Annotated in this window: 19 protein-coding genes; 12 read left to right on the plus strand and 7 right to left on the minus strand. The window is 70.8% G+C overall.

What is annotated here, in order from left to right; translation table 11 throughout:
* Positions 1-15: 15 nt before the first annotated feature.
* Positions 16-2214: a catalase/peroxidase HPI gene (gene katG, locus PPSIR1_RS29285; protein WP_006974829.1), complete on the plus strand. Its 2199-nt coding sequence runs from the start codon at positions 16-18 to the stop codon at positions 2212-2214.
* 244 nt (positions 2215-2458) lie between these two features.
* Here the strand turns inward: katG and PPSIR1_RS29290 are convergent, their stop codons facing one another.
* Positions 2459-3814 carry a sigma-54-dependent Fis family transcriptional regulator gene (locus PPSIR1_RS29290; protein WP_086001800.1) on the minus strand — a complete coding sequence of 452 codons (1356 nt, stop codon included), beginning with the start codon at positions 3812-3814 and terminating at the stop codon, positions 2459-2461.
* A 265-nt stretch (positions 3815-4079) separates the two neighbouring features.
* Between PPSIR1_RS29290 and hemE the strand changes: the two genes are divergently transcribed.
* Entirely contained in the window at positions 4080-5129 is a 1050-nt protein-coding gene (hemE, locus tag PPSIR1_RS29295) for a uroporphyrinogen decarboxylase (RefSeq protein WP_045116982.1), read from the plus strand.
* Positions 5126-5701 (plus strand): TlpA family protein disulfide reductase, encoded by a 576-nt coding sequence (locus tag PPSIR1_RS29300; RefSeq protein WP_006974832.1) that lies wholly within the window; start codon positions 5126-5128, stop codon positions 5699-5701. The genes hemE and PPSIR1_RS29300 overlap by 4 nt, the downstream gene beginning before the upstream one ends.
* Before the next feature lie 7 nt (positions 5702-5708).
* Here the strand turns inward: PPSIR1_RS29300 and PPSIR1_RS29305 are convergent, their stop codons facing one another.
* Both PPSIR1_RS29305 and PPSIR1_RS29310 read right to left on the minus strand, forming a co-directional pair.
* Entirely contained in the window at positions 5709-6911 is a 1203-nt protein-coding gene (locus PPSIR1_RS29305) for an ArsA family ATPase (protein WP_006974833.1), read from the minus strand.
* Complete coding sequence (locus tag PPSIR1_RS29310; protein ID WP_006974834.1) at positions 6908-7909, minus strand: ArsA family ATPase; 1002 nt, start codon at positions 7907-7909, stop codon at positions 6908-6910. The genes PPSIR1_RS29305 and PPSIR1_RS29310 overlap by 4 nt, the downstream gene beginning before the upstream one ends.
* 133 nt (positions 7910-8042) lie before the next feature.
* On the opposite strand from PPSIR1_RS29310, the gene PPSIR1_RS29315 reads away from it, so the two are divergent.
* The 3 genes from PPSIR1_RS29315 (at position 8043) to PPSIR1_RS29325 (ending at position 10341) form a co-directional block, all read left to right on the plus strand.
* On the plus strand, positions 8043-8978 hold the full coding sequence (locus PPSIR1_RS29315; protein ID WP_006974835.1) for a prenyltransferase: 936 nt from the start codon (positions 8043-8045) through the stop codon (positions 8976-8978).
* A 191-nt stretch (positions 8979-9169) separates the two neighbouring features.
* Positions 9170-9835 (plus strand): sigma-70 family RNA polymerase sigma factor, encoded by a 666-nt coding sequence (locus PPSIR1_RS29320; protein ID WP_045116994.1) that lies wholly within the window; start codon positions 9170-9172, stop codon positions 9833-9835.
* Positions 9836-9909: 74 nt separating this feature from the next.
* Positions 9910-10341, plus strand: a complete 432-nt coding sequence (locus tag PPSIR1_RS29325; protein ID WP_006974837.1) for an anti-sigma factor family protein — start codon at positions 9910-9912, stop codon at positions 10339-10341.
* A gap of 27 nt (positions 10342-10368) precedes the next feature.
* Here PPSIR1_RS29325 and PPSIR1_RS29330 read toward each other — a convergent pair whose 3' ends face one another.
* Together PPSIR1_RS29330 and PPSIR1_RS29335 are read right to left on the minus strand one after the other, a co-directional pair.
* Complete coding sequence (locus tag PPSIR1_RS29330; protein ID WP_006974838.1) at positions 10369-11361, minus strand: phytoene/squalene synthase family protein; 993 nt, start codon at positions 11359-11361, stop codon at positions 10369-10371.
* Between the two features lie 48 nt (positions 11362-11409).
* Entirely contained in the window at positions 11410-12945 is a 1536-nt protein-coding gene (locus tag PPSIR1_RS29335; protein WP_053335447.1) for a phytoene desaturase, read from the minus strand.
* 140 nt (positions 12946-13085) lie between these two features.
* Between PPSIR1_RS29335 and PPSIR1_RS29340 the strand changes: the two genes are divergently transcribed.
* The 3 genes from PPSIR1_RS29340 to PPSIR1_RS29350 all read left to right on the plus strand — a co-directional run bounded on the left by PPSIR1_RS29340 (position 13086) and on the right by PPSIR1_RS29350 (position 15535).
* Positions 13086-13991, plus strand: coding sequence for a MerR family transcriptional regulator (locus tag PPSIR1_RS29340; RefSeq protein WP_006974840.1), 906 nt, complete (start codon positions 13086-13088; stop codon positions 13989-13991).
* A 45-nt stretch (positions 13992-14036) separates the two neighbouring features.
* The gene (locus PPSIR1_RS29345) at positions 14037-14741 is read left to right on the plus strand and encodes a hypothetical protein (protein ID WP_006974841.1); all 705 of its coding nucleotides are present in this window, start codon (positions 14037-14039) and stop codon (positions 14739-14741) included.
* 80 nt (positions 14742-14821) lie between these two features.
* Positions 14822-15535: a molybdopterin-dependent oxidoreductase gene (locus PPSIR1_RS29350; RefSeq protein ID WP_006974842.1), complete on the plus strand. Its 714-nt coding sequence runs from the start codon at positions 14822-14824 to the stop codon at positions 15533-15535.
* A gap of 6 nt (positions 15536-15541) precedes the next feature.
* Here PPSIR1_RS29350 and PPSIR1_RS29355 read toward each other — a convergent pair whose 3' ends face one another.
* On the minus strand, positions 15542-16702 hold the full coding sequence (locus PPSIR1_RS29355) for an acyl-CoA dehydrogenase family protein (protein ID WP_006974843.1): 1161 nt from the start codon (positions 16700-16702) through the stop codon (positions 15542-15544).
* Positions 16703-16856: 154 nt separating this feature from the next.
* Here PPSIR1_RS29355 and PPSIR1_RS29360 point away from each other — a divergent pair, with 154 nt between their 5' ends.
* The gene (locus PPSIR1_RS29360) at positions 16857-17645 is read left to right on the plus strand and encodes a hypothetical protein (RefSeq protein ID WP_006974844.1); all 789 of its coding nucleotides are present in this window, start codon (positions 16857-16859) and stop codon (positions 17643-17645) included.
* 121 nt (positions 17646-17766) lie between these two features.
* Here the strand turns inward: PPSIR1_RS29360 and PPSIR1_RS29365 are convergent, their stop codons facing one another.
* Positions 17767-19881 (minus strand): S9 family peptidase, encoded by a 2115-nt coding sequence (locus PPSIR1_RS29365; RefSeq protein WP_006974845.1) that lies wholly within the window; start codon positions 19879-19881, stop codon positions 17767-17769.
* 138 nt (positions 19882-20019) lie between these two features.
* On the opposite strand from PPSIR1_RS29365, the gene PPSIR1_RS29370 reads away from it, so the two are divergent.
* Together PPSIR1_RS29370 and PPSIR1_RS29375 are read left to right on the plus strand one after the other, a co-directional pair.
* Complete coding sequence (locus PPSIR1_RS29370; RefSeq protein WP_006974846.1) at positions 20020-21249, plus strand: class I SAM-dependent methyltransferase; 1230 nt, start codon at positions 20020-20022, stop codon at positions 21247-21249.
* A gap of 17 nt (positions 21250-21266) precedes the next feature.
* Positions 21267-23867: DUF6541 family protein (locus tag PPSIR1_RS29375; protein WP_006974847.1), on the plus strand; the 2601-nt coding region annotated here is incomplete at its 3' end.

Below are 23867 nucleotides of genomic sequence, written 5' to 3' on the forward strand. Positions count from 1 at the left end.
TGTTCGAGACCCGCCATGACGACCCCGAGCAAGTGCCCCTTCCACGCCGCCTCCGCCCACACCACCCACGAGGCCCAGTCCAACCGCCAGTGGTGGCCCGAGGGCCTCAACCTGTCGATCCTCGCCCAAAACGGCCCGCAGACGAACCCCATGGGCGCGGACTTCGACTACGCCCAGGCCTTCGAGAGCCTCGACCTCGACGCGGTGGTGGCCGACCTGCACGCGCTGATGACCGACTCCCAGGACTGGTGGCCGGCGGACTACGGCCACTACGGGCCCTTCTTCATCCGCATGGCCTGGCACAGCGCGGGCACCTACCGGATCCACGACGGGCGCGGCGGGGCGGCGGCGGGGACGCTGCGCTTCGCCCCGCTCAACAGCTGGCCGGACAACGGCAACCTCGACAAGGCGCGGCGGCTGCTGTGGCCGATCAAGCGCAAGTACGGGCGCAAGATCTCGTGGGCCGACCTGATGATCCTGACGGGCAACGTCGCCCTCGAGTCCATGGGCTTCGAGACCCTGGGCTTCGCCGGCGGGCGCGAGGACGTGTGGGAGCCGGAGCTCGACATCGACTGGGGTCCGGAGACGCAGTGGCTCGGGGACGCGCGCTACAGCGGCGAGCGGGACCTGGCCAAGCCCCTGGGCGCGGTCCAGATGGGGCTGATCTACGTCAACCCGGAGGGGCCCAACGGCGACCCGGATCCGCTGGCGGCGGCTCGGGACATCCGCGAGACCTTCGCGCGCATGGCCATGAACGACGAGGAGACCGTGGCGCTGATCGCCGGCGGGCACACCTTTGGCAAGACCCACGGCGCGGCCGATCCCGACGCGCACGTCGGGCGGGAGCCCGAAGCCGCCGCCATGGAGGCCCAGGGCTTTGGCTGGGCCAACAGCTACGGCTCTGGCAAGGGCGTGGACACGATCACCAGCGGGCTCGAGGGCGCGTGGACGACCGAGCCCGCCAAGTGGGACCACAACTTCTTCGAGAACCTGTTTGGCTACGAGTGGGAGCTGACCCGGAGCCCGGCGGGGGCGCAGCAGTGGACGCCCAAGGACGGCGCCGGCGCGGGCACGGTGCCCGACGCCCATGACCCGGATCGCACGCACGCGCCGATGATGGCGACCACGGACCTGGCCCTGCGCTTCGACCCGATCTACGAGCCCATCGCGCGCCGCTTCTACGAGCACCCCGAGCAGTTCGCCGAGGCCTTCGCCCGGGCCTGGTTCAAGCTCACCCACCGCGACATGGGCCCGGTCTCGCGCTACCTCGGGCCGAAGGTCCCCGCGGCGGTGCAGCTGTGGCAGGACCCGATCCCCGCGGCGGACTACGAGGCCATCGCGGCCGAGGACGTCGCTGCGCTCGAAGCCGCGATCCGCGACTCGGGGCTGACGGTGGCGCAGCTGGTGCGCACCGCGTGGGCGTCGGCGTCGAGCTTTCGCGGCACGGACAAGCGCGGGGGGGCCAACGGCGGGCGCCTGCGCCTCGAGCCGCAGCGCAGCTGGGCGGCGAACGAGCCCGAGGCCCTCGGCGAGGTGCTGAGCGTGCTCGAGGGGATCCAGCGCGCCTTCAACGAGGGGCAGGGCGGGGCCAAGAAGGTGTCGATGGCGGACCTCATCGTGCTCGGCGGCAACGTCGGGGTGGAGCAGGCCGCGGCCGCGGGCGGGCACAGCCTCGAGCTGCCCTTCACCCCCGGGCGCACCGACGCGAGCCAGGACCAGACCGACGTCGAGTCCTTCGCCGTGCTCGAGCCTCGGGCCGACGGCTTCCGCAACTACGCGAGCGCCGGCACCGAGGCCGTCGCCGAGCGCCTGCTCCTCGACAAGGCCCACCTGCTGACCCTGAGCGCGCCCGAGATGACCGCGCTCGTCGGCGGCATGCGGGCCCTCGGGGCGACCCACGGCGGCTCGAAGCAGGGTGTGCTGAGCTCACGGCCGGGGGTGCTGAGCCACGACTTCTTCGTCAACTTGCTCGACATGTCGACGCAGTGGAGCCCGGTCCCGGCCGAGCAGGGCGGGGGCTACGTCGGCCGCGACCGCGCGAGCGGTGCTCAGCGCTGGACGGCCAGCCGCGCAGACCTGGTGTTCGGCTCGAACTCCCAGCTGCGCGCGCTCGCGGAGGTCTACGCCTGCGACGACGGCGACGCCAAGCTCGTCGAGGACTTCGCCGCGGCGTGGACGAAGGTCATGAACCTCGACCGCTTCGACCTGCGCTGAGCGAGTCGCCTCAGCCCGAGGAAGAGCGTGCGGCCGGGGACGGTCGCGCGCTCTTCAAGTGTTGGCCGTGGACGACGCCACGCCCTCGACGGCCAACACTGTCGAGGAATCCACGCCCCCGCTCGCGGGGGCGACCACGAGCCCTCTCAAAGGCACGAACTCCATTGCCCCACGACCCAAGCGGAGGAGCGGACAGCGACGAAGCGCCCCCGGTCCCGCGACCTCTGCGGGGGCAAAGCAGCACTCACTGCACGGTGGCGTAGGCGTCGGGCTCGATCTCGAAGCGCTCGATCCACCGGTGGATCTCCTTGAGATCCCGACGCAGCGCCCGCGCCACCTCGCCCGTGTCGCCGCCCGTGCGCGCGAGCTCGCTGACCAGCTTGGCCCGGAGCTCGCTGACGCTCTCGGGGCTCTGCGGCATGTCCCGGCGGCTGGCGATGATGTCGTCGAGCAGGTCCCGGGAGATCTCGCCGCCGGTGCCCGCGAGGATCGAGGCCGTGGCCAGGGTCTGGTGGAGCTCGCGGACGTTGAACGGCCAGCTGTGGCTGAGGATGCGCCGGAAGGCTCGGGTGGCGATGCGCACCTGGCCGTTGGCGCGGCTCGTGGACGCCACGCGGGTCAGCACGCCCAGGTCCTCCCGGCGGCGGCGCAGCGGGGGCAAGGTCGCGGCGAAGCCGGCCAGACGCGAGTAGAGGTCGGGGCGGAACTTGCCGGCCTCGACCAGCGCCCGGATGTCGTGGAGGGTCGAGCAGATCACCCGGACGTCGAAGGTGCGCGGGGTCTGGCCGCCGACGCGCTGGACCCGGCCCTCGGCCAGGGCGGCGTGCAGCTTGGTCTGGGCCACGGGGGAGAGCTCGCCGAGCTCGTCGAAAAAGAGCGTGCCGCCGTCGGCCTGCTCGAAGATGCCGGGGCGATCCTCGTCGGCGCTGCCGAACAGGATCGAGTCGATGCGCTGGTCGGAGAGCGCGGCGAGGTTGGTGGCCAGGAAGGGCCCCTCGCGCTTGCTCAGCCGGTGCACGGCCCGCGCGGTGATCTCCTTGCCGGTGCCCGTCTCCCCGTGCAGCAGCAAGGGCACGTCGCTCTCGGCGAGGCGCAAGAGCGTGCGGTGGATGCTGCACAAGTTCGGGTTCGAGGTCCCCGAGGGGTCGACGATCTGGATGTGCTCCGGTGCCAGGTCGGCGTGCACGACCTCGCGGATCATCCAAAAGGAGCGGCCGACCTCGAACACCTGGCCCGGCAACAGCCGCGCCATGCCGGGGATGGCCTGGCGCTCGATGTGCGTGCCGTTGCGGCTGTCGAGGTCGCACAGGTCGAACTCGAGGCCGCTGGCGGACCGGACGATGCGCAGCTCGGCGTGGCGTCCGCTGATCCACCCGAGGGGGATGCGGATCGACAGGTCGTCACCCTTGCGCTCGTGGCGGAGCTTGTCGCCGCTGATCCGCCCAAAGCGGATGCGGTTGAGCTCGTCCAGGCTCCACACCTGGCCCGCCTCGGCGAAGTCGTTCTCGCTCGAGCCGATATAGATCAACCACGCGTGGCTTGGTCCACGACCCATCGTGGGCGAGTCGTCGGAGAGCGTCTCTTCGGGGATCAAATCCATCGGAAAGGTAGGGGCGCGAGCCGAAGCATCTTACCCCCTTCTGTGCGGATCATGGCCGATAAAGCAGGATCCCATCACTCGCGATCTTGCGCCAGGGGCGCGAGGTTGGCTCGATCACAGTTCGACTTTCGTGCAGGCGGATCCGTTCCGACCTGACTGTACTCACGGACTCCAGAGCGCTGGCGCCGAAGCCTTTCACCTGGACTTTCGCGCAACTGCACGCCCGAAGTGAGGGGGTCCGGCGGGGTATAGTCCGCGCCGGCCAATGCCCTTGCAAAACACGAGCTTCCTCGACGCCTGCCGTGGGCAGCGACCTGCCCGAACTCCCGTCTGGCTCATGCGCCAGGCTGGGCGCTACCTCCCGGAGTACCGGGCGATCCGCTCGAAGGTGTCCTTCCTCGAGCTGTGCCGGACCCCCGAGCTGGCGGCGGAGGTGACCCTCCAACCGATCGACCGCCTCGACGTCGACGCGGCGATCTTGTTCTCGGACATCCTCGTGGTCTTCGACGCCATGGACGTGGCCGTCGAGTTCAAGCCGGGGCCGCAGCTGCCCTCGCCGGTGCGGACCCGGGCCGACGTCGAGGGCCTGCGCTGGGGCGAGCCCGTGGGCGAGCTCGAGTACGTGATGAACGCGGTGCGGGCGTGCAAGAAGGCCCTCGCCGATCGCGTGCCGCTGATCGGCTTTTGCGGGGCTCCGTTCACGACCTGCAGCTACCTCATCGAGGGCGGGGGCAGCCGCGACTTCCTCGAGGTCAAAAAATTGTTGTTCACCGAGCCGGCGCTGTTCCGCTCGCTGATGGCGAACATGAGCGACCTGCTCGCGCGCTACCTCATCGGGCAGATCGACGCTGGCGTCGACGCGGTCCAGATCTTCGACAGCTGGGCCGGCGCGCTGGGTCCCCGGGACTACATCGAGCACGTCCTGCCGCACACCCGGACCCTGGTCGAGCGGGTCCAGGCCCACATCCCCGAGGGCCGCGACCAGCCCGTGCCGGTGATCCTGTTCGCGCGCGGCAACATGAACATCCTCGGCGCGACGGCGCAGGTGCCCGCGGACGTGGTCGGCGTCGACTGGAGCATCGGCATGGACCAGGCCATCGAGATCGTCGGCAGCGATCGCGTGGTCCAGGGCAACCTCGACCCCGGGGTGTTGCTGGGCTCGCCGGAGCTGATCCGCGACCGGGTCCGCGACGTCCTGCGCGAGGCCGCCGGGGCCAAGGCGCACATCTTCAACCTCGGCCACGGCATCTCGCGGGTGACCAACCCCGACCACGCCAAGGCCATGGTCGACGCGGTCCACGAGGGTCTGGGATGAAGGTCACCCGGACCCTGGCCGTGCCGCTCGGGTTCGGGCTGCTGGTCTGTGCCCTCGCCTGTCGGCCCGACCCGGGGACGAGTGTCGATCCCGACACGGCCGAGGGGGGCACCGACGCGGCCGAGGTTCTCCCCGCGATCATCCCGGACGAGCCCGCCAACAAGGGCGAGGGCGATCCCCTGGTAGCGACCATCCCGCTGGCGACGGGCGAGACCCTCGAGCTCGAGAGCTTGCGCGGCCGGCCGGTGCTGCTCGAGATCTCGGCGAGCTGGGAGGTGGGCTGGGACGAGGCCCACGCCTTCTACGCCGAGCTCGCCGCGGCCCACCCCGAGCTCGCGGTGATCGTGGTCGCGGCCGAGCTCGAAGATCGGGCCTTGCTCGAGCTCCCCGATGGGCTCGCCCGGGGCTGGGACCCCGCCGGCGCCCTCGCGGCCAAGCTGACCGTGGCGACCTTCCCGACCATGTTCGTCCTCGACCGCGACGGCCGGATCACCCGGGTCGTCAACGGCTGGGACGAGAGCGTGCAGGCCGAGCTGAGCGACGCCGTCACGGCCCTCGCCCCGGGCGGCTGAGGTTCGCCTAAATCCGGCGAGTCTCGGCCAGGTAGGGGCCGAGGGCGAGCAAGCCCGGGAGGTCGCGGATGTCTCCGTCGAGGCGCGCGATGATCAGCTGGAGCGCGGACTCCGGGAGGTCGCTGCCGAGCTTGCGGACCGCCTCGAGGGCGCGGTGGTTGGCGTTGGCCGCCTCGGTCCGGACCACCCGCAGCCCCTCGAGCAGGTCGCGGATCTGCTCGCGGTCGAGGTGGTCGAGCTCGCCGTGGAACATGCGCTCGAGGGCGGCCGCGCGGTCGAGCTTGCCGGGGTCGGTGATGATCGCCAGCGGGGCGTCGTGGGCCAGGCGCTCGTAGCTGCGGTTGTAGATCACCACGTCGATGTCGACCCCGCGGCTGCGCACGCCCTGGGCGAGGGCCTGGGCGTCCATCATGTGGGTCGCGTCGGCGGAGCTGACCAGGGCGAAGCTGGTGTCCTCGGCGCGGAGGATCGACTGGATCGCCGAGGCGCGCTCGCGGAAGCCCTCGCGCATGCCGTAGAAGGCCTCGAAAAAGGCGATGGTCTCGTCGGCGAGGTCCTTGCCGACGATGACTTGAAAGAGCTTGGTCGCCGCGGCGCCGGAGCTGGCCATCAAGCGCGCGCGCCAGCCCCCGGAGCGGCCCTTGCCCTTGCCCTGGCCCACGAACCACTTGACCACGCCCTCGTCGAGGAAGGTCGCCAGGCGCGAGGGCGCGTCGAGGATGTCGAGGGCGTTGCGGGCCGGGGGCGTGTCGAGGATGACCAGGTCGTACTCGCCCGAGCTCATCACCTCGTAGAGCCGCTCCATCGCCAGGTAGGCGTGGCTGCGGGAGAGGGTGCCGGCCATGGCTCGGTAGACCCGGTTGCGCAGGACCTTGTCGCGGGTCTCCTCGTCGGGCGCGACCCGGGCCATGAGCGAGTCCATGCTCGCGGCGTTGTCGAACATGGCCGCGTGCAGGGTGCCGGGGATCTCGACGCCGTGCTCGGCGCCCAGATCCTCCACGGGCACCTCGCGGATGCGGTCGTCGAGGTGGGTCAGGCCGAGGGCGTCGGCGAGGCGCTTGGCCGGGTCAATGGTCAGCACCAAAGTGCGCAGGCCGAGCTGGGCCGCGCGCAGGGCGATGGCCGCGGACACGGTGGTCTTGCCGACGCCGCCGGGGCCGATCGCGACCAGCAGCTTCTGGCGTTGAATGAGCTCGTCGATGCCGCTCATCGCCGCATCCTCCGGGCGTGGGAGGTGTTCGCGTCTTCGGCCGAGCGGTCCTCGAGCTGCTCGATGGCCGAGCGGCCGAGGGAGGCGATGGCCTCGGGGTCGAGCTCGCGGCTGGTGATCAGCGGGAGCTCGACGATCGGCATGGTGATCGCGCGTCGCAGCCGGTTGATCTGCGCGCGGGCGTTGGCCTGGTAGCGCATCGCTCGGCGGGCGAGGGTCACCTCGTCGACGAGCGGCCCGATGTTGGCCCGCTTGGCCCGGCTCTGGACGCGGTCGAGGAGCCCGGCCTGGCCCGGGGTCAGCGGGCGCTCGGGGACCTGGTTGATGAACAGCGCGCCGAGGGCCACTTTGTGGTGCTCGCGGAGCTTTTGGTAGAGCTCGAAGGTCTCCTGGGCCGGGAGCTCGCGGGGCAGGGTGACCAGGCTCAGCACGGTCCGGCGCGGATCGGCGAGCAAGCTGGAGAAGCCGTCGATGAGCCGGCGCATGGGCCCGTCGCCGATCAGCCCGGTCATGACCTCGGGGACGTTGAGCAGCATCAGCGCGTGGCCGGTCGCGTCGAGGTCGACGAGGATCGGGTCCCAGCGCGGCTTGCCGCCCTCGCGCTCGGCCTCGAGGGCGCTGAGCTTGTTGAGGGTCGCGACCTCGGCGACCGAGGGCGCGGCCTGAAAGAACTTTTGCAGGGTCTTGTTGCGCATGATGGTGCGCGCGACCCTCTTGACCGGGATGTGCTGCTCGAAGTAGTCGGCCAGCGCCGACTCGAAGTCGAGGTTCATGGCCCACACGCCGTCGGTGACCTGCGAGGGCTCGTAGGCGATGCTCCGGTTGGCGAACAGGCCCTCCATGGACGCGCGGTGACCCAGCTCGACGATGAGCGGGCGCCGGCCTCGACGGGCTGCCTCGACGGCCGTCGCGGCGACGACCGTGGTCTTGCCGACGCCGCCTTTGCCGGTGAACATCAGCAGGCGGCGGTCGAGGAGGGCTGGGCTCGTCGCGGTCACGGTGACGGACGCCTGCGTAACCCAGCCCACCCCCAAACACAACTGCCTGCGCCAAGGGGTCCCAGGGCGCCCAGGAGGGGAGGGGGGCTCCCCCGGGCTGGAGCGGCGCGGACCCGGTGCTACCTTGGCCGCGATGCACGCCCGCTCCCCGTGGATACAGGCGGCCCGTCCGCTCGCCGCCGCCAACGTGCTCGTGCCCCTGCTGCTCGGTCAGGCCCTGGCCTTCGCGGCCCACGGCCGCTTCTCGTGGACGGCCTTCGCCGCCATTCAGCTGTTCGGTTTTTTTGACCAGCTGTTCATCGTGTTCGCCAACGACTTCGCGGACCAGGAGGCGGACGCGCTCAACGACAGCCCGACCTTCGTCAGCGGCGGCTCGCGGGTGATCCAAGAGGGGCTGATCCCGCCCGCGGCCCTGCGCGCGGGGGCGTGGGTGATGCTCGGCGCCCAGATGGCGATTGCGCTCGCCCTGGCGCTGGGGCGGGGCCTGTGGTGGATGCCGGTGCTCGTGCTGCTCGGCGCGGCCTTGCTGTGGGCCTACAGCTACCCGCCCTTGCGCCTGTCCTACCGCGGCTACGGCGAGACCCTCCAGGGCCTGGGCGTCGGCGTGCTGTTGCCGGTGATCGGCTTCTACGCCCAGGCCGGCTCCTTCGAGGGCATCCCGCTGCTGGGCCTGATCCCTTGCTTCGTGCTCGGCTACGTCGGCAACTTGCTCACCTCGCTGCCCGACTACGCGGCGGACAAGGCCGCGGCCAAGCTCAGCTACGCCGTGCGCGTGGGGCAGTACGAGGCGCGCCGGCACAGCCTCGAGCTGCTCGTGCTGTCGAGCGTGTTCGGCTTCCTGGTCGTCCCCGGCTTGCCGGTCTGGGGCCTCGCGCCGGTCATCGTCGCCCCGCTGATCCCCGTGTACTTCGCCCTGCGCCTGCTCGGCTCCGCCGACGCGGCCAACCAGGGGGAGTGCCTGCGCTTCGTGATCCTGGCCGCGAGCGCCTCGAACCTGGCCATGCTCGGCTGGATCCTCGCGTCGCTGATCCAAGGTTGGCTTCAGGCCGCGCCCGTGGGCCTCGTGTAGGTGTTCGCTTTGGTAGTTGAAGCGGCGCTGCGAACCGGGCACCATCGTCGCGGGATCCCAATGATCCTCCGCGCGGAACCTAATCCTCGGCTTGGTGTCTGTGCCGCCCCGAGCCCGCCGTGCTTTCTTCGTCATCCGTGAACGCCGAGGACAACCGCGCATCCCAACCCTCCGCCGCCGACTCGGCGAGCGTGGCAGGGTCTGCGGACGCCGAGCCCGAGCTCGACCCCGCGGAGAAGAAGCGCCGAGACGCGCGCGCGGCCCGGGACGCTCGGGACCGTCGCCTGGTCCGGCGGCTCAAGCAGGGCGACGAGCGGGCCTTCCAGGAGCTCGTCCACACCTACCAGGACCGAATCTTCGGCCTCGTGTACCGGATGATCGGCAACCGCCAGGAGGCTGAGGACATCGCCCAGGAGGTGTTCATCTCGGTCTACCGCGGCATCGCCAACTACCGCGGCGAAGGGCGCTTTTACACCTGGCTCTATCGGATCGCGTCGAACACGACGAAGAATCGGCTCAAGTACCTCAAGGGCCGCAACTTTCACCGCGCCGACGACATCGACGAGTCCCCGGCGGCCCACACCAAGGGCAAGGACGGCGGCCCGGTGGTCGCGCTCCAGAGCGTGGTCCACGGCCCAGAGGCGACGGTCCAGGGCAACCGCCTCGAGCAGGCGATCCAGCGCGAGATCGCCAACCTCGAGCCGGAGCACCGCCTGCTCATCGTCCTGCGCGACATCCAGGGGCACACCTACGCCGAGATCCTGGCCATCACCGGCCTGCAGCAAGGTACGCTCAAGAGCCGCCTGCACCGCGCGCGCCTCGCCCTGAAGGTGCGCCTCGAGCCCTACCTCGAGTGAGATCGAGCTTTTCCTCTTTACCCCGTCGACCCTCGGATTACACTGAGATCAGACTCTTCACCCCTGCTTGCGACATGGCCGCCGACTCCAACGCCGAACGGATGACCGCCTACCTCGACGACGCGCTCGAGGGAGACGACGCGTCTTCGTTTGAGGCGTGGCTCGAGGACTCGCCCGACGCGAAGAAAGAGGTCGAGGATCTCCAGCGGCTCCTCTCGGTGGTCCGCGAGCTTCCCGATGTCGAGGCGCCGCCGGACTTCTACGACAAGGTCGCCAAGAAGATCCGCCGCTCGCGCGGGCCCGACCCCAACGGCATGAACTGGTCGCTGGTGTCGATGCCCTTCCAGGTGCTGAGCGTCATCATCATCATGGTGATCGCCGCGACCTACCTGATGCTCGAGCTCGACCGCGACCAGGCCCGGATCGAGAAGGACCCGAGCGCGGCCAAGGCTCAAGAAAAGGCCGAGCGCGCCCGCGATGCGGCGCAGCGCAAGGGCCTCGAGTAAGGCCACAAACAATTTTTCGAGCCGCGCTCAGCGAAAGGGCGCCACGAGGAAGTCGCAGGCCGGGATCACCGGGGCGGCCGCGCGCTCGGGGTCTGAGGTCGGCGTGCGGAACAGCCACGCGCCGAGCAGCAGCCGCAGCTTGCGGGCCTTCGAGGTGTGCGCGCGGGGAGCCGAGAACTCGCAGCCCTGCTCGCGGATCACCCGGCCGATGTCGGCGTAGATGCGGCTCGCAGCGCCGATCGCCGGGCGCGAGTCCCAAGGCAGCATGCGGATGCCCGCGTCGGCGCGGCGGTAGTACTCGTCGGCCTCGGCGAGCATGCGCTCGATGACCTCGGCGATGCGTCGGTCGCCGGCGTAGTCGCGGTGGTTGGCGACGAAGTGCTTGGGGTCGACGCCGCGCTCGCGCAGCAAGGCCGCGGGCAGGTAGAGGCGCTCGCGGCCCGCGTCCTCGGCGACATCGCGGCAGATGTTGGTCAGCTGCATGGCCGCCCCCAGATCGCAGGCGCGGGCCATGGTCTGGGCGTCTCGCGGGCCCATGAACAAGGTCATGATCACGCCGAGAGACGAGGCCACCCGGGCGCAGTAGCCGAGCACGTCGTGGAGGGTCTCGTACTCCCGCTCCTCGGCGTCCCAGGCGAAGCCCTCGATGAGCGCGTCGACGATCGGCCGGGGCAGGTCGTGGCGGTGGACCACCCGACCGAAGGCTCGGTCGACGGGGTCGTCGTCGGGGCCGCCGGCGTAGAGGCGATCGAGGCGACCGCTGAGGGCCTCGACCGCCGCTGCCGGGTCGTCGGAGAAGTCGACGAGGTCGTCGGAGATCCGGCAAAAGGCGTAGAAGGCCGCGACGTCCCCCCGGATGCGCCGCGGCAACAGCCGAGCGGCGGCCGCGAAGCTCTTGCTGCCCTCGTCGAGGATCGCCCGGCACGCGGCGAGGTCGGCCGCCTCGCTCGCGTCCGTGCGAGCGGCGAAGTCCTGGCTGCGGACGGGCGCAGGCACGAAGCGTTCGGGCGCGTCGGCCATGGCCTGGGACGCTACCACCGGAGCGAGCGGCGTGTCGGGCATGGCGACTCAGCCGGCCTGGACGCGGGCTTGGCCGCGCTCGCGGAGGATCTCCTCGACCTCGGGCAGGACCTGCTCGAGGACCTTGGCCGAGCTGAGCACGCCGGGCACACCGGCGCCCGGGTGCGTGCCCGCGCCGACGATGAACAGGCGATCGATCTCCTCGCTCTTGTTGTGCGGGCGGAAGTAGGCGCTCTGGGTCAGCACCGGCTCGACCCCGAACGCGGCGCCCTTGACCGAGAGCAGCTCGTCGCGGAAGCCGATCGGGTCGAGCACGTGGGAGCTCACGATGTTGTCGCCGAGCTCGGGCATGACCGTCTCGCTCAGGTAGGTCTCGATCTTCTTGCGGTAGCGCTCGCGCTCGACCTCCCAGTCCACGCCGCTGTCGAGGTGGGGCACGGGGGACAGCACGTAGAAGGCCTCGCAGCCCTCGGGGGCGAGGGAGGGGTCCGTCGCCGTGGGTCGGTGCAGGTAGAGCGAGAAGTCGTCGGCGAGCACCTTCTTTTCAAAGATGTCGTCGAGCAGGCCCTTGTAGCGCGGCCCGAGCAGGATCGTGTGGTGGGCGACGTCCTCGTACTTGCGCTTGGTCCCGAAGTACCAGACGAACAGGCTCATGGAGTAGCGCGCCCGGTCGACCTTCCTGTCGGTCCAGCGCTTGCGGTAGCGGGCCGGGAGCAGGTGCTTGTAGAGGTAGGCCGAGTCCGCGTTGGACACGACCAGGTCGGCGCGGACCTCCTGGCCGCCTTTGAGGCGCACGCCCGCGGCCCGGCCCTGCTCGACGAGGATCTCCTCGACCTCGGTGTTGAGCTGGACCTCGTTGCCCTGCCCCTCGATCAGGTCGACGAGGCCGCGGACCAGCACCCCGGTCCCACCCATGGGGAAGTGCACGCCCCACTTGCGCTCGAGGAAGGCGATCAGCGTGTAGATCGACGTGGTCTTGAAGGGGTTGCCGCCCACGAGCAGCGGGTGGAAGGAGAACACCTGGCGCAGGCGCTCGTCCTTGATGTACTTGGCGACCAGGCTGTAGACGGTGCGGTAGCTCTGCAGCCGGACCATCGCCGGGGCGATCTTCAGCATGTCGAGGACCTTGCCGAAGGGCACGTGGGCGAGCTTCTCGAACCCGGTCTCGAAGATCTCCTGGGACATGTTCAAGAAGCGCTCGTAACCCTCGACGTCGTCGGGGTTGAACTTGCGGATCTCCTCGCGCATCACGTCGGGGTCGCCCTGGTAGTCGAACACCTTCCCGTCGTGGAAGCGGATTCGATAAAAGGGCGTCACCTCGCGCATGTCGATGGTGTCCGACATGGTCTTGCCGCACAGCTCCCACAGCTCCTCGAGGAGGAAGGGCGCGGTGATCACCGTGGGCCCGCCGTCGAAGGTGAAGCCGTCCTGGCGGTAGACGTAGGCGCGACCCCCGGGCTGGTCGCGGCGCTCCAGAACCGTCACGCGGTAGCCGCGCGCACCGAGTCGGATGGCGGCGGCAAGCCCGCCAAAGCCACTCCCGATGACCACCGCGTGGGGGCGATCGTCCCCTTCAGGGTACAGCCGGACCGTTGATTGGGCCTTTGACGTGTTCAAGGTTTGCACGATCCTTCGTCTAGTATCTCGACCAACCTTTGACAAGCGGTCCCCGAGGGGTTCTCATCAAGGGGGAAGCAGCGGGGCTCGGAGGGCCTGGTGCAGGCATGGCCATGCAGCGAGGAAAATATCGGATCCAGACCGTCGCCGAGATGACCGGCGTGCCGGCGGCGACTCTGCGCGCGTGGGAGCGCCGCTACGGGATCCCTTCGCCGGAGCGGACGAGCTCCTCCTACCGGCTCTTTAGCGACCACGATATCGCCTCGATTCGCAAGCTCAAGGAGCTGTGCGACGAAGGCATGGCGCCCGCCGAGGCTGCGCGGATGGTCCAGCGGATCGAGGAGGCGAGCAACCAGCCCGTCGAGGGCGATCCCTACGCCCGCGCGAGCGAGCGGATCATCGCCGCGATCGTCGATTTCGATCCCCAGCGCCTGGAGCAGGCCGTGCGCGGCGCCATGTTCTTGGGCTCGGCTTCGACGGTCTTTCAACGCGTGCTCGCGCCGACCATGCGCAGCGTCGGTGAGCGATGGCACGACGGGACCCTCTCGGTCGCGCAGGAGCACATGGCGTCCGAGGCGCTGTCGGGCGCGGCCCGAGACATGCTGCGCTTGCTCGAGCCGCAATCTTCGGCCAAGCCCGCCATCGTGGCCTGCTTCGCCGATGAGGAGCACACGCTCCCGCTCTACGGCGTCGCGTTTGGGTTGTTGCGCTGGGGCCTGCGCCCGTTGGTGCTGGGCGCCAGGACTCCGCCCTCGGCGATTCGGCATGCGGTCGAGAGCATACGACCTGCCCTGGTGGGCCTGTCTGTGACCGTGCCTCCCCCCGCATATCGTGCACGTGAGCTCATCGAGGGTTATGCCGACGCGGCGCAGGGGTGCCCCTGGATCGTCGGGGGGCCTGGCTCCGAAGCGCTGCGCGCTGCCGTTGAAGCTTCGGGAGGCACGGTCGTCGGAACGCGTCCTCCGGAGGAGATCCGAGTCGCCGTCGAGCGGCTGCTCGATCCCAAACGGTGAGCGTCTATCCTCCCGACGGACCCTGCCTCGAGCGGCCCACCCATCATGATCTCGATCACACTCTCCCTGGTCCTCGCGAGCACGCCTCAGGTCGGCGCATCGACTCTCCTCGACGCTGGGCTCACGCCAGCCGCCGCCGAGGATGAGGTCGTGACCACCGAATACTGGGCCGGCCACCAGGTCGCCTTCGGGACCCGCGAGGTCCCCGTGCTCGGCACCATGCAGACCCGCATGGACAACTACACCATCGCCCGGGTGCGCAAGACCGCCGACGGCATCCAGATCGACCAGCGCGCGTGCAAGGTCGACTACAACGACGAGGGCGGGGTCAAGGTGTACGTCGACGCCAACGTCCTGCCCGACTCGCGGCTGGTGTTCGAGCGCGTCGAGGGCACGCCGCACTACACCATGAGCGGCACCGTCAACTGGGGCGAGGAAGACATCGACGAGGACGGCAACCCGGGCATGCGCGTCTACGTCGACGCGCCGGTGTGCAGCGGCAACCTCCACGTCACCAACCGCACCACCACCAACGCGCGGGCCTTCCCCGACGAGAACGGCGGGACCTTGCGCGGCGAGGTCACCATCAGCGTGCGGCAAAAGATCCTCGGCGCTGAGGGCAAGTGCCTCTCGGCCCTGGCCGAGGACAGCTTCGAGCGCTCCAAGGGCAGCTTCCGCTACACCAAGATCAAAGCCGGCGAGACCTGCAAGTCCCTGCTGGACGCGGGCTGGCCCGTCAAAGCCAAATGATCCCTGCGGCGGTCACCGTCGTAGGGTCCCGTAGAGTCTCGTAACCGGCCCTCGCGGCCGGGCGTAGCCCGAGCGTCCCCATGACCAAGACCGACCCGCGACCCACCCCCGCCGTGCTCCAGGCCATGGAGCGGCGCCGTTTCATCCAGCAGCTCGGGGCCGGCGCGACGGTCGTCGCCATGGGCGGACTGTGGACCGTCGCCGGGTCCACCGCCCACGCCGCCGAGCGCCGCACCGACGGTCGGCTGCGGGTCCCCCCTGGACAAAAGGTGCTCACGGCCCTGCGCCCGATGGGGGGCGTGCGCGGCGATCCGTCCAAGTCCAAGTACCGCCTCAAGGTCCACGGCGAGGTCGACAAGGTCCTCGACCTGAGCTTCCGGGACATCGTCGCCATGGACCAGGTCACCCGCGCCGAGGACGTCCACTGCGTCACCGGCTGGACCGTGCTCGGGGCGCGCTGGACCGGCATCCAGCTCGAGACCCTGGCCAAGCTCGCGGGCGTGCGCAGCTCGGCCCGGCACGTCATCTTCGAGGCCGCCCACGGCTACACGGCCAACGTGCGCTTGAAAGAAGCGCTGGCCGACAACGTGATGATCGCCCACAAGCTCGACGGACGGCCGCTCGCCACCGAGCACGGCGCCCCGGTGCGCGCCGTCGTCCCGGACCTCTACTTTTGGAAGAGCAGCAAGTGGCTCACGGGCATCCGCTTCGTGAGCCGGGACGAGCCGGGCTACTGGGAGGTCCGCGGGTACAACAACCACGCGGACCCTTGGCTCGAAGAACGCTACGCGTGAACTAGCCTAGCCGTTCCGAGCCTTCCACTCGGAGGTCAGGTCCTTGGTGATGTTCTTTTGGTGCGCCTCGATGGTGCCGCCGCCGATCTCGAGCAGCTTGGCGTCACGCCACAGGCGCTCGACGGGGTACTCGCGGCAGTAGCCGGCGCCGCCCATGACCTGCATGGCCCAGTCGGCGACCTGCTTGCCGACGGGGGCGGCGAACAGCTTGGCGGCGTCGGAGCCGACGCGGGAGCGCTTGTTGGGGTCGACGTCGCGGGCGACGTTGTAGGTCAGGCAGCGGGCGGCCTCGGTCATCGCGTAGCCGTCGCCGATGTAGCGCTGGATCTGGCCGAAGCGGTTCAGCGGCTGCTTGAAGGCTTTGCGCTGGGCGGCGTAGTCGACCATGATCTCGACGCAGCGCGTGGCGATGCCGACGCTCATGGCCGCGAGGGTCAGGCGCTCGATCTCGAGGTTGCGCATCATGTGGGTCAGGCCGCCGCCGGGCTCGCCGAGCAGGTTGGCCTTGGGCACGCGGCAGTCCTCGAAGATCAGCTCCGACATCGTCGAGCCGCGCATGCCGAGCTTGTCGATGTGGTTGCTGGTCGAAAAGCCCGGGCAGTCGCGGTCGATGACGAAGGAGGTGATGCGATCGTCGAGCTTGGCGTAGACGAGGAAGCAGTGCCCCTCGCAGCCGTTGGTGATGTAGGTCTTGGTCCCGTTGACGACGTAGTGGTCGCCGTCGTCGACGGCCGTGGTCGTCATGCCGAGCACGTCGGTGCCGGCCCCGGGCTCGGTCATGCCCATGCCGCCGACCCACTCGCCGTCGATGACCTTCTCGAGGTAGCGCTCGCGCTGCTCTTCGTTGGAGCAGTGGTAGAAGTTGTTGACGAAGAGCATCGAGTGGGCGAGGTAGGCCAGGCAAAAGCCGGGGTCCGACTTCGACAGCTCCTCGTGGACGATCACCGCCGCGGTCGCGTCCATGCCCGAGCCACCGTCGTCGATGGGCACGGTGATGCCCAGCAGCCCGAGCTCGCCCAGGCGCCGGAACAGCTCGACGTTGAGCACCCCCTTGTCGTCGTACTCCGCGGCCTGGGGCTCGACCTCTTTGCGGGTGAACTCGGCGACGTTCTGGCGCAGGAGACGGTGCTCATCGCTGGGGTTGAACAGGGCATCGGCGGCGGACATCGCCGGAGACCATACCTCAGAACTAGAAATTTACCCGGGCCGCGGGGGGCGTCATGCGACGCGTCACCGGGGCCCTGTCGGTGAGTTGAAAACCCCACGGGCAAAAGGTGAGCTTGCTCGGCATTGGCTGGGAAAATCGCGTTACCCTGGCGCCATGACGGACGGGCAGGACGACCACGACGAGCGCGAGGATGCGGTAGATGACCCGCGTCACGATCCGGAGCTCGAGGCCATGGCCGACGCGGTCGAAGCCGAGCGCGGCGAGGCGGACGCGTCGGGTGCGGGCCTGGGCGAGGGGCTGGGCTTCGAGGCGCGTGAGCCCGCGCTGCCCCGGGCGCTGATCCTGCCCGGCCTGGCGATCGTCGCCGCGTCGGCTGCGCCCTTGCACCCCGACGGCTACAGCTTCCTGCAGCTGCTCTACGTCGCCTTCTTGCGCCACCCCCTCGAGGGCGTCGTGATGCTGCTGGGCTTCGGCGCGCCCTTTTTGTTCGGCCTGATCGTCGCCCTCGCGGCCGCCTTCGCCGACCGGGGCCACGGCGCGCGGGCGATGCTGCGCCGCTTCAGCGTCGCCAACCTCAGCCTGCTCCACGCCCAGCTGTTGCTGGTGTCCTTCATCCTCGCCCGCGAGGGCGTGGCGGTCATGGCCTTCGCGCTCGTCGGCTTCGCCCTGGTCAGCGGCTCGTACTTCATCATCCAGCACGCCGCGGCCGCGGCCGTGGGCGGGCGCGTCGACGACCAGGGCGAGATCGACCACGCCGACTCCGGGCCCAAGCTGCACTTTTTGTTCCGCTGGGGCGCGACCATGGTCGTCGCGATCTGCGGCTGGGTCCGCCTGCAGCTGCTCATCGACGTGCGCCTGGGCTGGGCCGTCGAGGTGCTGCTGGCCTCGTGCATGCTGATCACGATCTTGCTCGTGCGCAGCAGCAAAGCGCGCCCCGAGTAGGCTCAGAGGGCCACGTCCCTGCCCCTACGTCCACGACTCAGGGACTGTGAGTAAATCACAGTCCCTGTCCATTTTAGCCGTCGTGGACGACGCCACGCCCTCCCTGCCCCACGTCCACGACTCAGCGCAGCACGGACTCGATGAAGTCGAGGCGGGCCTGCCAGGCCTCGACGATGCGCTCGCGGCCCTCGATGCGGTGGCCCTGGCCCTCGATCTCGACGTACACGACCTGCTTGCCCGCGGCCTCGGCCGCCTTGGCGAAGGCGCGCGAGCCCTCCACGGGGACGCGCCAGTCGTTGCCGCCGTGGAGCAGGAAGATCGGCGCGTCGAGGCGCTCGACGTGGTTGATCGGGCTGCGGTCCTCGAGCTTGGCGCGGTCCTCGGGGACGGCTGGGTCGCCGGCCTCGAGCACGACCCAGTCGGGGATGTTGGTCGCGTCGTGGAAGGCGACGATGTCCGAGAAGCCGGCCTCGGCCAGGCCGAAGGCGAAGCGGTAGGCCTCGTCGCGCCCGTTGGTCTCGGGCGGGAAGGTCATGGCGCGCATGGTCGCGTAGCCGCCGTGGCTCCGGCCGTAGACGCCGATGCGCGCCGCCGGGACGCCGAGCTGGGCCTCGATCCACCGGGCGATCCAGAACAGGTCGACGATCTCGTCGCCGCCCAGGTCCCGGTCGTTGAGGGCGTAGAAGTCCTTGCCGAAGCCCGAGGAGCCGCGCACCGAGGCCGAGACCACGGTCATGCCGGCCGCGCACAGCACGTGGTCGTAGCGGGTCCACTCGTTGTCGCCGCCGTAAAACGAGCGGACCAGCGCGACGCCCTGGGCCGGGTCCTCGCTCAGCGGCTGGCGGGGGCGGAGCACGAAGGCGTGGAGCTCGCGATCGTCGAAGGTGGGGATCGACACGGCCTCGGCCTCGCAGTGCACGAGCTGCGACTCGAGCTCCGGGGACAGGCGGACCAGCGCCGCGTTGTCCGTCTGCGCGACCTTCTTGGGCTTGGGCCCGGAGCTGTCCTTGGTGATCCGGACCTGGGCGATGTTGGCCTCGTAGACCTTGTTGGGCGCGACCTCGGCCCACACCAGGCGATCGCCGTGGCCGTCGAGCAGGCTCACGCGGCCGGCCACCTCGGCGCGCCCGAGGACCTTGCCGTCCTCGGTCGAGACGACGTCGACGGTGCTCCCGGCGGGGGTGCCGTGGGCGAGGACGACGGCGCCGTCGAGGGCCTCGGCGCCGAGCAGGGCGTCGCCGTGCTTGGTCAGGCGCGCGGTCTTGCGGGTCTTGCGGGACCACTTGTAGAGGTCGCCAAAGCCCGCGTCGTTGGCCGTGTAGAGCAAGTGCTCGCCGTCGACCCAGCCGTGCAGGATGTTCGGCGAGGACCGGGGCACCTTGGCGTCGGTGATGACCTTGGCGAAGCGCCGCTGCTTGCGGAGGTCGACCTCGACGATCTGGCCTTGCTTGCGGTCGCCGTCGGCCAGGGCCGCGAAGTAGACCTGCTGGCCGTCGGGGCTAAAGCGCGGCGAGGACCAGGTGAAGCTGAGCTCGGGGCTGTCGCAGACGATCTTCTTGTCGGCGCCCTCGGCCTTGGGGTCGTTGGCGTCGAGGACGCGCAGGCAGGTCGAGTAGGGCGCCTTTTGTCCCGAGCGGGCGAGGTAGGCGATCTGGCTGCGGTCCTCGGACAGGCCGTAGCCGTAGACGTAGTCGGCGGTGGTGATCTGCTCGGGGACGCGCTCGGCCGGGTCCTCGGGGCTCAGGTCCATGCGCCACAGGTTCATGCGCTCGTCGTTGTTGGCGTCGGCGTGCAGCCACAGGGCGTTGGTCTCGGGGTGGGGCGTGACCGACCACAGGCTGCGCTTGGACCAGTCGACCTCGGTCACCGCCGCGCCGCCCTCGAGCTTCAGCGGGGGCTGCTCGCCGGCCGCGCCCGGGGCGGGCAGGGGCAAGCTGCGCAGCGTGTAGCGCTCACCGGTCTCGAGGTAAAAGAGCTGCCCGCTCTCGACCTCGGCCTCGAAGTGGCCGTAGGGGAAGCCCGCGACGAAGGGGCCCAGGTCCAGCTCGCGGTCCATGAAGGTGACCACGCCGGGCTCGGGGCTGGCCTCGCGGGCCTTGGGCTCGCCGACCTCGGGCTCCGCGCTGGGGTAGGGCGTCGCGGCCACGGGCGGGGCGCAGCCAGCGAACACCGACGCGCAGGCGAGGGCGGCGAGGGTGTGGACGAGGCGAGTGGCGGTGGGGGCAGAGCCCTGCATGGCTCCATGCAACACGCTCGGCGCTCGGCGGTCAACCAGCTGCGTCATGGGGGGGCGCGCGGCCGCGTCGATCGTGCGAGTGGGGCAAAACACCTTGCACCCGTTGCATCGGGGGCTGGGCTTTGCGATTCCTCTCCAATGGTCAAGGCCGGCACCAAGCTCGCGCGCGCGCGGGCCAAGCTCGAGCGCAAGCTCGCCGGAGGCTGGGAGCGGGCGGTCTTCGCCACGCCCCAACGGGAGGACGGGAGCCGCGACGAGCGGGTCGTCGAGGCGCGGGCGGGCATGGACTTCGCCGATCTGTGGCGCGAGGCCGAGTCGGCCGCGGCCGAGGGCCTGGTCAAGCACAGCTACGTCATCGACGTGCGCCGGCGCCTCGACGTCGACGCCCGCCACGGCCACGTCAAGCAGCGGACCCTCGACCAGGCGACCCTCGACAAGGTCATGGGCGGCAAGGACCGCGCCCTGCGGCCCGATCGCAGCGCCACCTTGCTGCGCGCCATCGGGATCATGAACGCCGACGGGAGCATCTCGGCCCGGAGCGCGAAGAAGTACAAGCAGGTCAACCACCTCGTCGAGCTGTGCCGGCCGGTGTGGGCCGCGATCGCCGAGCACCCCGAGCGCAAGCGCCTCGAGCGGGACGACGCCGACGCGCCCCTGCGCGTGGTCGACCTGGCCTGCGGCAACAGCTACCTGAGCTTCGTGCTGCTCGAGGCCCTGCGCCTCGACGAGGTCCCGGCGGTGCTGCTCGGCGTCGATCTGCGCGAGGACGTGGTCGAGACCAGCCGCGAGCGGGCGCGGGAGATCGGCTTCGCCTCGCCGGAGGCCTTCGAGCCCAGCTCCAGCGATGAGCGCTCGCGCTGGCAGGCCCGCTTCGAGCGCGCGAGCCTCGAGGCGCTCGACCCCGCCGAGCTCGAGCGGCGCCTGGGCGGCTCGGCGGACCTGGCCCTGTCGCTGCACGCCTGCGACACCGCGACGGACGCGGCCCTGTCCCTGGCGATCACCGCGGGGGTGCGCTCGATCCTGTGCGTGCCGTGCTGCCAGGCCGAGGTCGCGCGCCAGCTCGAGGGCGTGGACCGGGCGTCCTCGCCGGCGGCCGCGGTCCCGGCGATCCTCGATCATGGCCTGTTGCGCCGGGGCCTGGGTGAGCTGATCACCGACGGGCTGCGCGTGGAGGTCCTCGCCGCCTGCGGCTACACGGTGTCCGTGCTCGAGTTCGTGGCCAGCAAGCACACGCCCAAGAACCTGCTGATCCGCGCGACCCTCGGGGAAGAGGCCCTCGACGCGGAGACTCGCGCGGCCCGCTTGGCGCCGGTCCGCGAGCGCTGCGCCGCCTTGGGCGTGGCGCCGAAGCTCCTCGAGCTCCTGTAGTAAGCTCCGCGCCTCCCGTGCTGCGACCAACGGACAAGGCCAAGGGTCCCCGCCGCGTGCCCGAGGGCGCCTGGCTGGGCGCGGCGCTCGTCGGCGCGGCGCTGGCCCTCGCCTTTGGGGGTCAGCTCGGCCGGTGGATCGCCATGGCCCTCGTGCTGGCCGCGTGGCCGAACCTCGCCCAGCTGTTCGCGGCGCGCGCGGCCGCGTTTGCGAGCGCCGAAGAGGGCGGGGCCGGGACCGGGGCCGAAGGCGCGCGAACCCCTCGAGAGCGCGCCTTCGCCTGGGCGCGCGCCGGGCTCGACGGGCTGCGCCGCGCGGCGCCCTTGCTGGTGGTCCTCGCCGTCGCCTGGCCGCTGCTCGGCGAGCTGGCCCTCGGCCACGCCCCGGCCTCGCGGGACCACGGCATCCACTACTTTCAGATGCGCATCCTCGTCGACGAGCTGATCCCCCAGGGTCGGCTCGCGGGCTTTAGCGATCGCCTCAACACGGGCTACCCCTTCGGCGACTCCTACCCGGTGCTCGGCTACCTGCTCACGGGCGCGGCGTACTTGCTCTCGGGAGGTCTCGTCGACCCGCGCACGAGCTACGCCTGGGGCCTGCTGGCGATCTGGGCCCTCGGGCTCGGCGGCGTGTGGTGGCTGGCGTCGACCATCGCCGAGGAGCTCTCGGAGCTGGGCTGGACCCAAAGTGAGCGCGACGAGGGCGAAGAGGGCGACGCGCCGCAGGCTCCGTCGTGGCAGGGCGTGCTCTTGGATCCGCGCTGGGCCGGCGCCCTCGCGGCGCTGTGCTGGCTCATCGACCCCGGGGCCAGCCGCGAGGGCGGCTGGAACTACACCATGTTCCACGGCGTGTGGCCGCAGCTGCTGTCGAGCGCGCTGTGGGTCACCTCGCTGCCGGCGACCTGGGCCGCGCTGCGCAGGCCGACGCCCCGGCGCCTGGCCCTGGCCGCGCTGCTCCTGGGCCTGAGCGTCCTCGCCCACCCCTTCGGGATGCTGACCGCCGCGGCCTCGGGGGTGGCCTGGCCCGTGGTCGTGTGGGCGACCGGGGCCATGCGCGGGCGCCTGCCCGACGGGGCGATCCGCTGGTGGGCGTTGATCCACTTCGTCGCCGTGTGCGTGTGCGTCGGCGGGGTCTACCTGTTTTTGACCAGCGCCGGCTCGATGGCGCGCTCGCCCGTGCCCTGGAAGCCCCTCGGTGACCTGGCCACGGAGCTCGTCACGGGCGAGCTGTTCGCCGATCACCGCGCCTGGGTCGGGCCCATGGCCGTCGTCGGGCTGATCCTCGCCGTGCGCCGCGGCCGAGCCATGGCGTGGCTGGGCCTGGTCTTGCTCGCCGGCTTGCTGGTGCTCGCGTCCGAAGAGGCGATCACCGTGCTGCGCCTGGACCTGATGGTCTCGGGCTTCAAGAACCTCCAGTTCCCCCGCTACTCCATGGCGATCAAGCCGGTCTTCTTCGCCTTCGCGGGGGTCGGCGCGGCGGCGCTGCTGGCCCGGCTGCGGGCGGTGCCGGACCGCGATCGAGCCCTCGAGGGGGCGAACCCGTCGACGCCCGTCGAGCCGCGCCCGTGGGCCGCGCGGGTGTTGGCCTGCCTGTGCCTCGCGCCGTTGATCGTCGGGGTCCTCGACGACTCGAGCCGGCTGTTGCCGCGGCCGGCGGGGGCCCTCGAGACCCTCGAAGGCACGGACCACGCGCGCACCGAGCGGGCCCTGCTGGCGGCCCTCGAGGCCGAAGCGCAGGCTCGCGCGGCCGAGCTCGAGGCGGCGGGCAGCGACGAGGACCCGCGCCTGGCCGTCGCCTTCTTGCGCCGCGGCATGGGCGGGGGGACCTACCCGTTGTTTGCGATCACCGACGCCGAGGCGCGGCTGGTCCTCGACGGGCACATCCCGGCGGTCAACTACCGCTACCAGGTGCGCCGGCGCAGCCCCGACGCCCTGCGGCTCATGGGCGTGACCCACGTGCTCTACGACCATCCGCTCACGCGCCGGGGCGACGACACGCACCTCGAGGAGGCCCTCGAGACCGTGGGCAGCTTCGGGGTCTGGACCCTCGGGCGGCTCGCGCCCGCGGAGGACCGGGTCACCAACGAGACCGTCGAGGGGACCCGGCCCTTCGAGACCGCCGGGGCGATCGCCGACGCCGACGTCCGGGTCGAGCGGCTCTCGGCCGAGCACGTCCGCGTCCACGTCGCCGAGGGCATCGGCCGCGTCGACCTGGCCCTCGGCCCCTACCGCAAGTGGGTCGCCACGCGCCGCGGCGGAGACCTCGACGGCACCCAGCTCGCCCTCGACCACGAGGCCCTGAGCCGGGGCATCCCGGGGGTCCAGCTGCCCTTCCCGGAAGCCAGCGGCGCGGGCGAGCGGGCCGTCGAGCTCGTCTACGAGCGGCCGGCTCGGGAGCGTCAGCTCGGCTGGGTCAGCCTCGTGAGCGCGGCGCTGTGTCTGCTCGCCCTGGGCTCGGGCCGGGAGCTCGAGCTCGCCGGTCGGCTGGAGTCCGAGCGCAGCCTGCAGATCTCCTGGGCCCTCGGCCTGCTGACCCTCGGGGTGATCCTCGCCGGGGTCGTCCGCCACCAGCAGCGCCAGCTCGTCGAGACCTGGGACAAGGTCCTGTCCGAGCACGTC

The organism is Plesiocystis pacifica SIR-1, assembly GCF_000170895.1.
In the GTDB taxonomy this organism is placed as follows: Bacteria; Myxococcota_A; Polyangia; order Nannocystales; family Nannocystaceae; genus Plesiocystis; species Plesiocystis pacifica.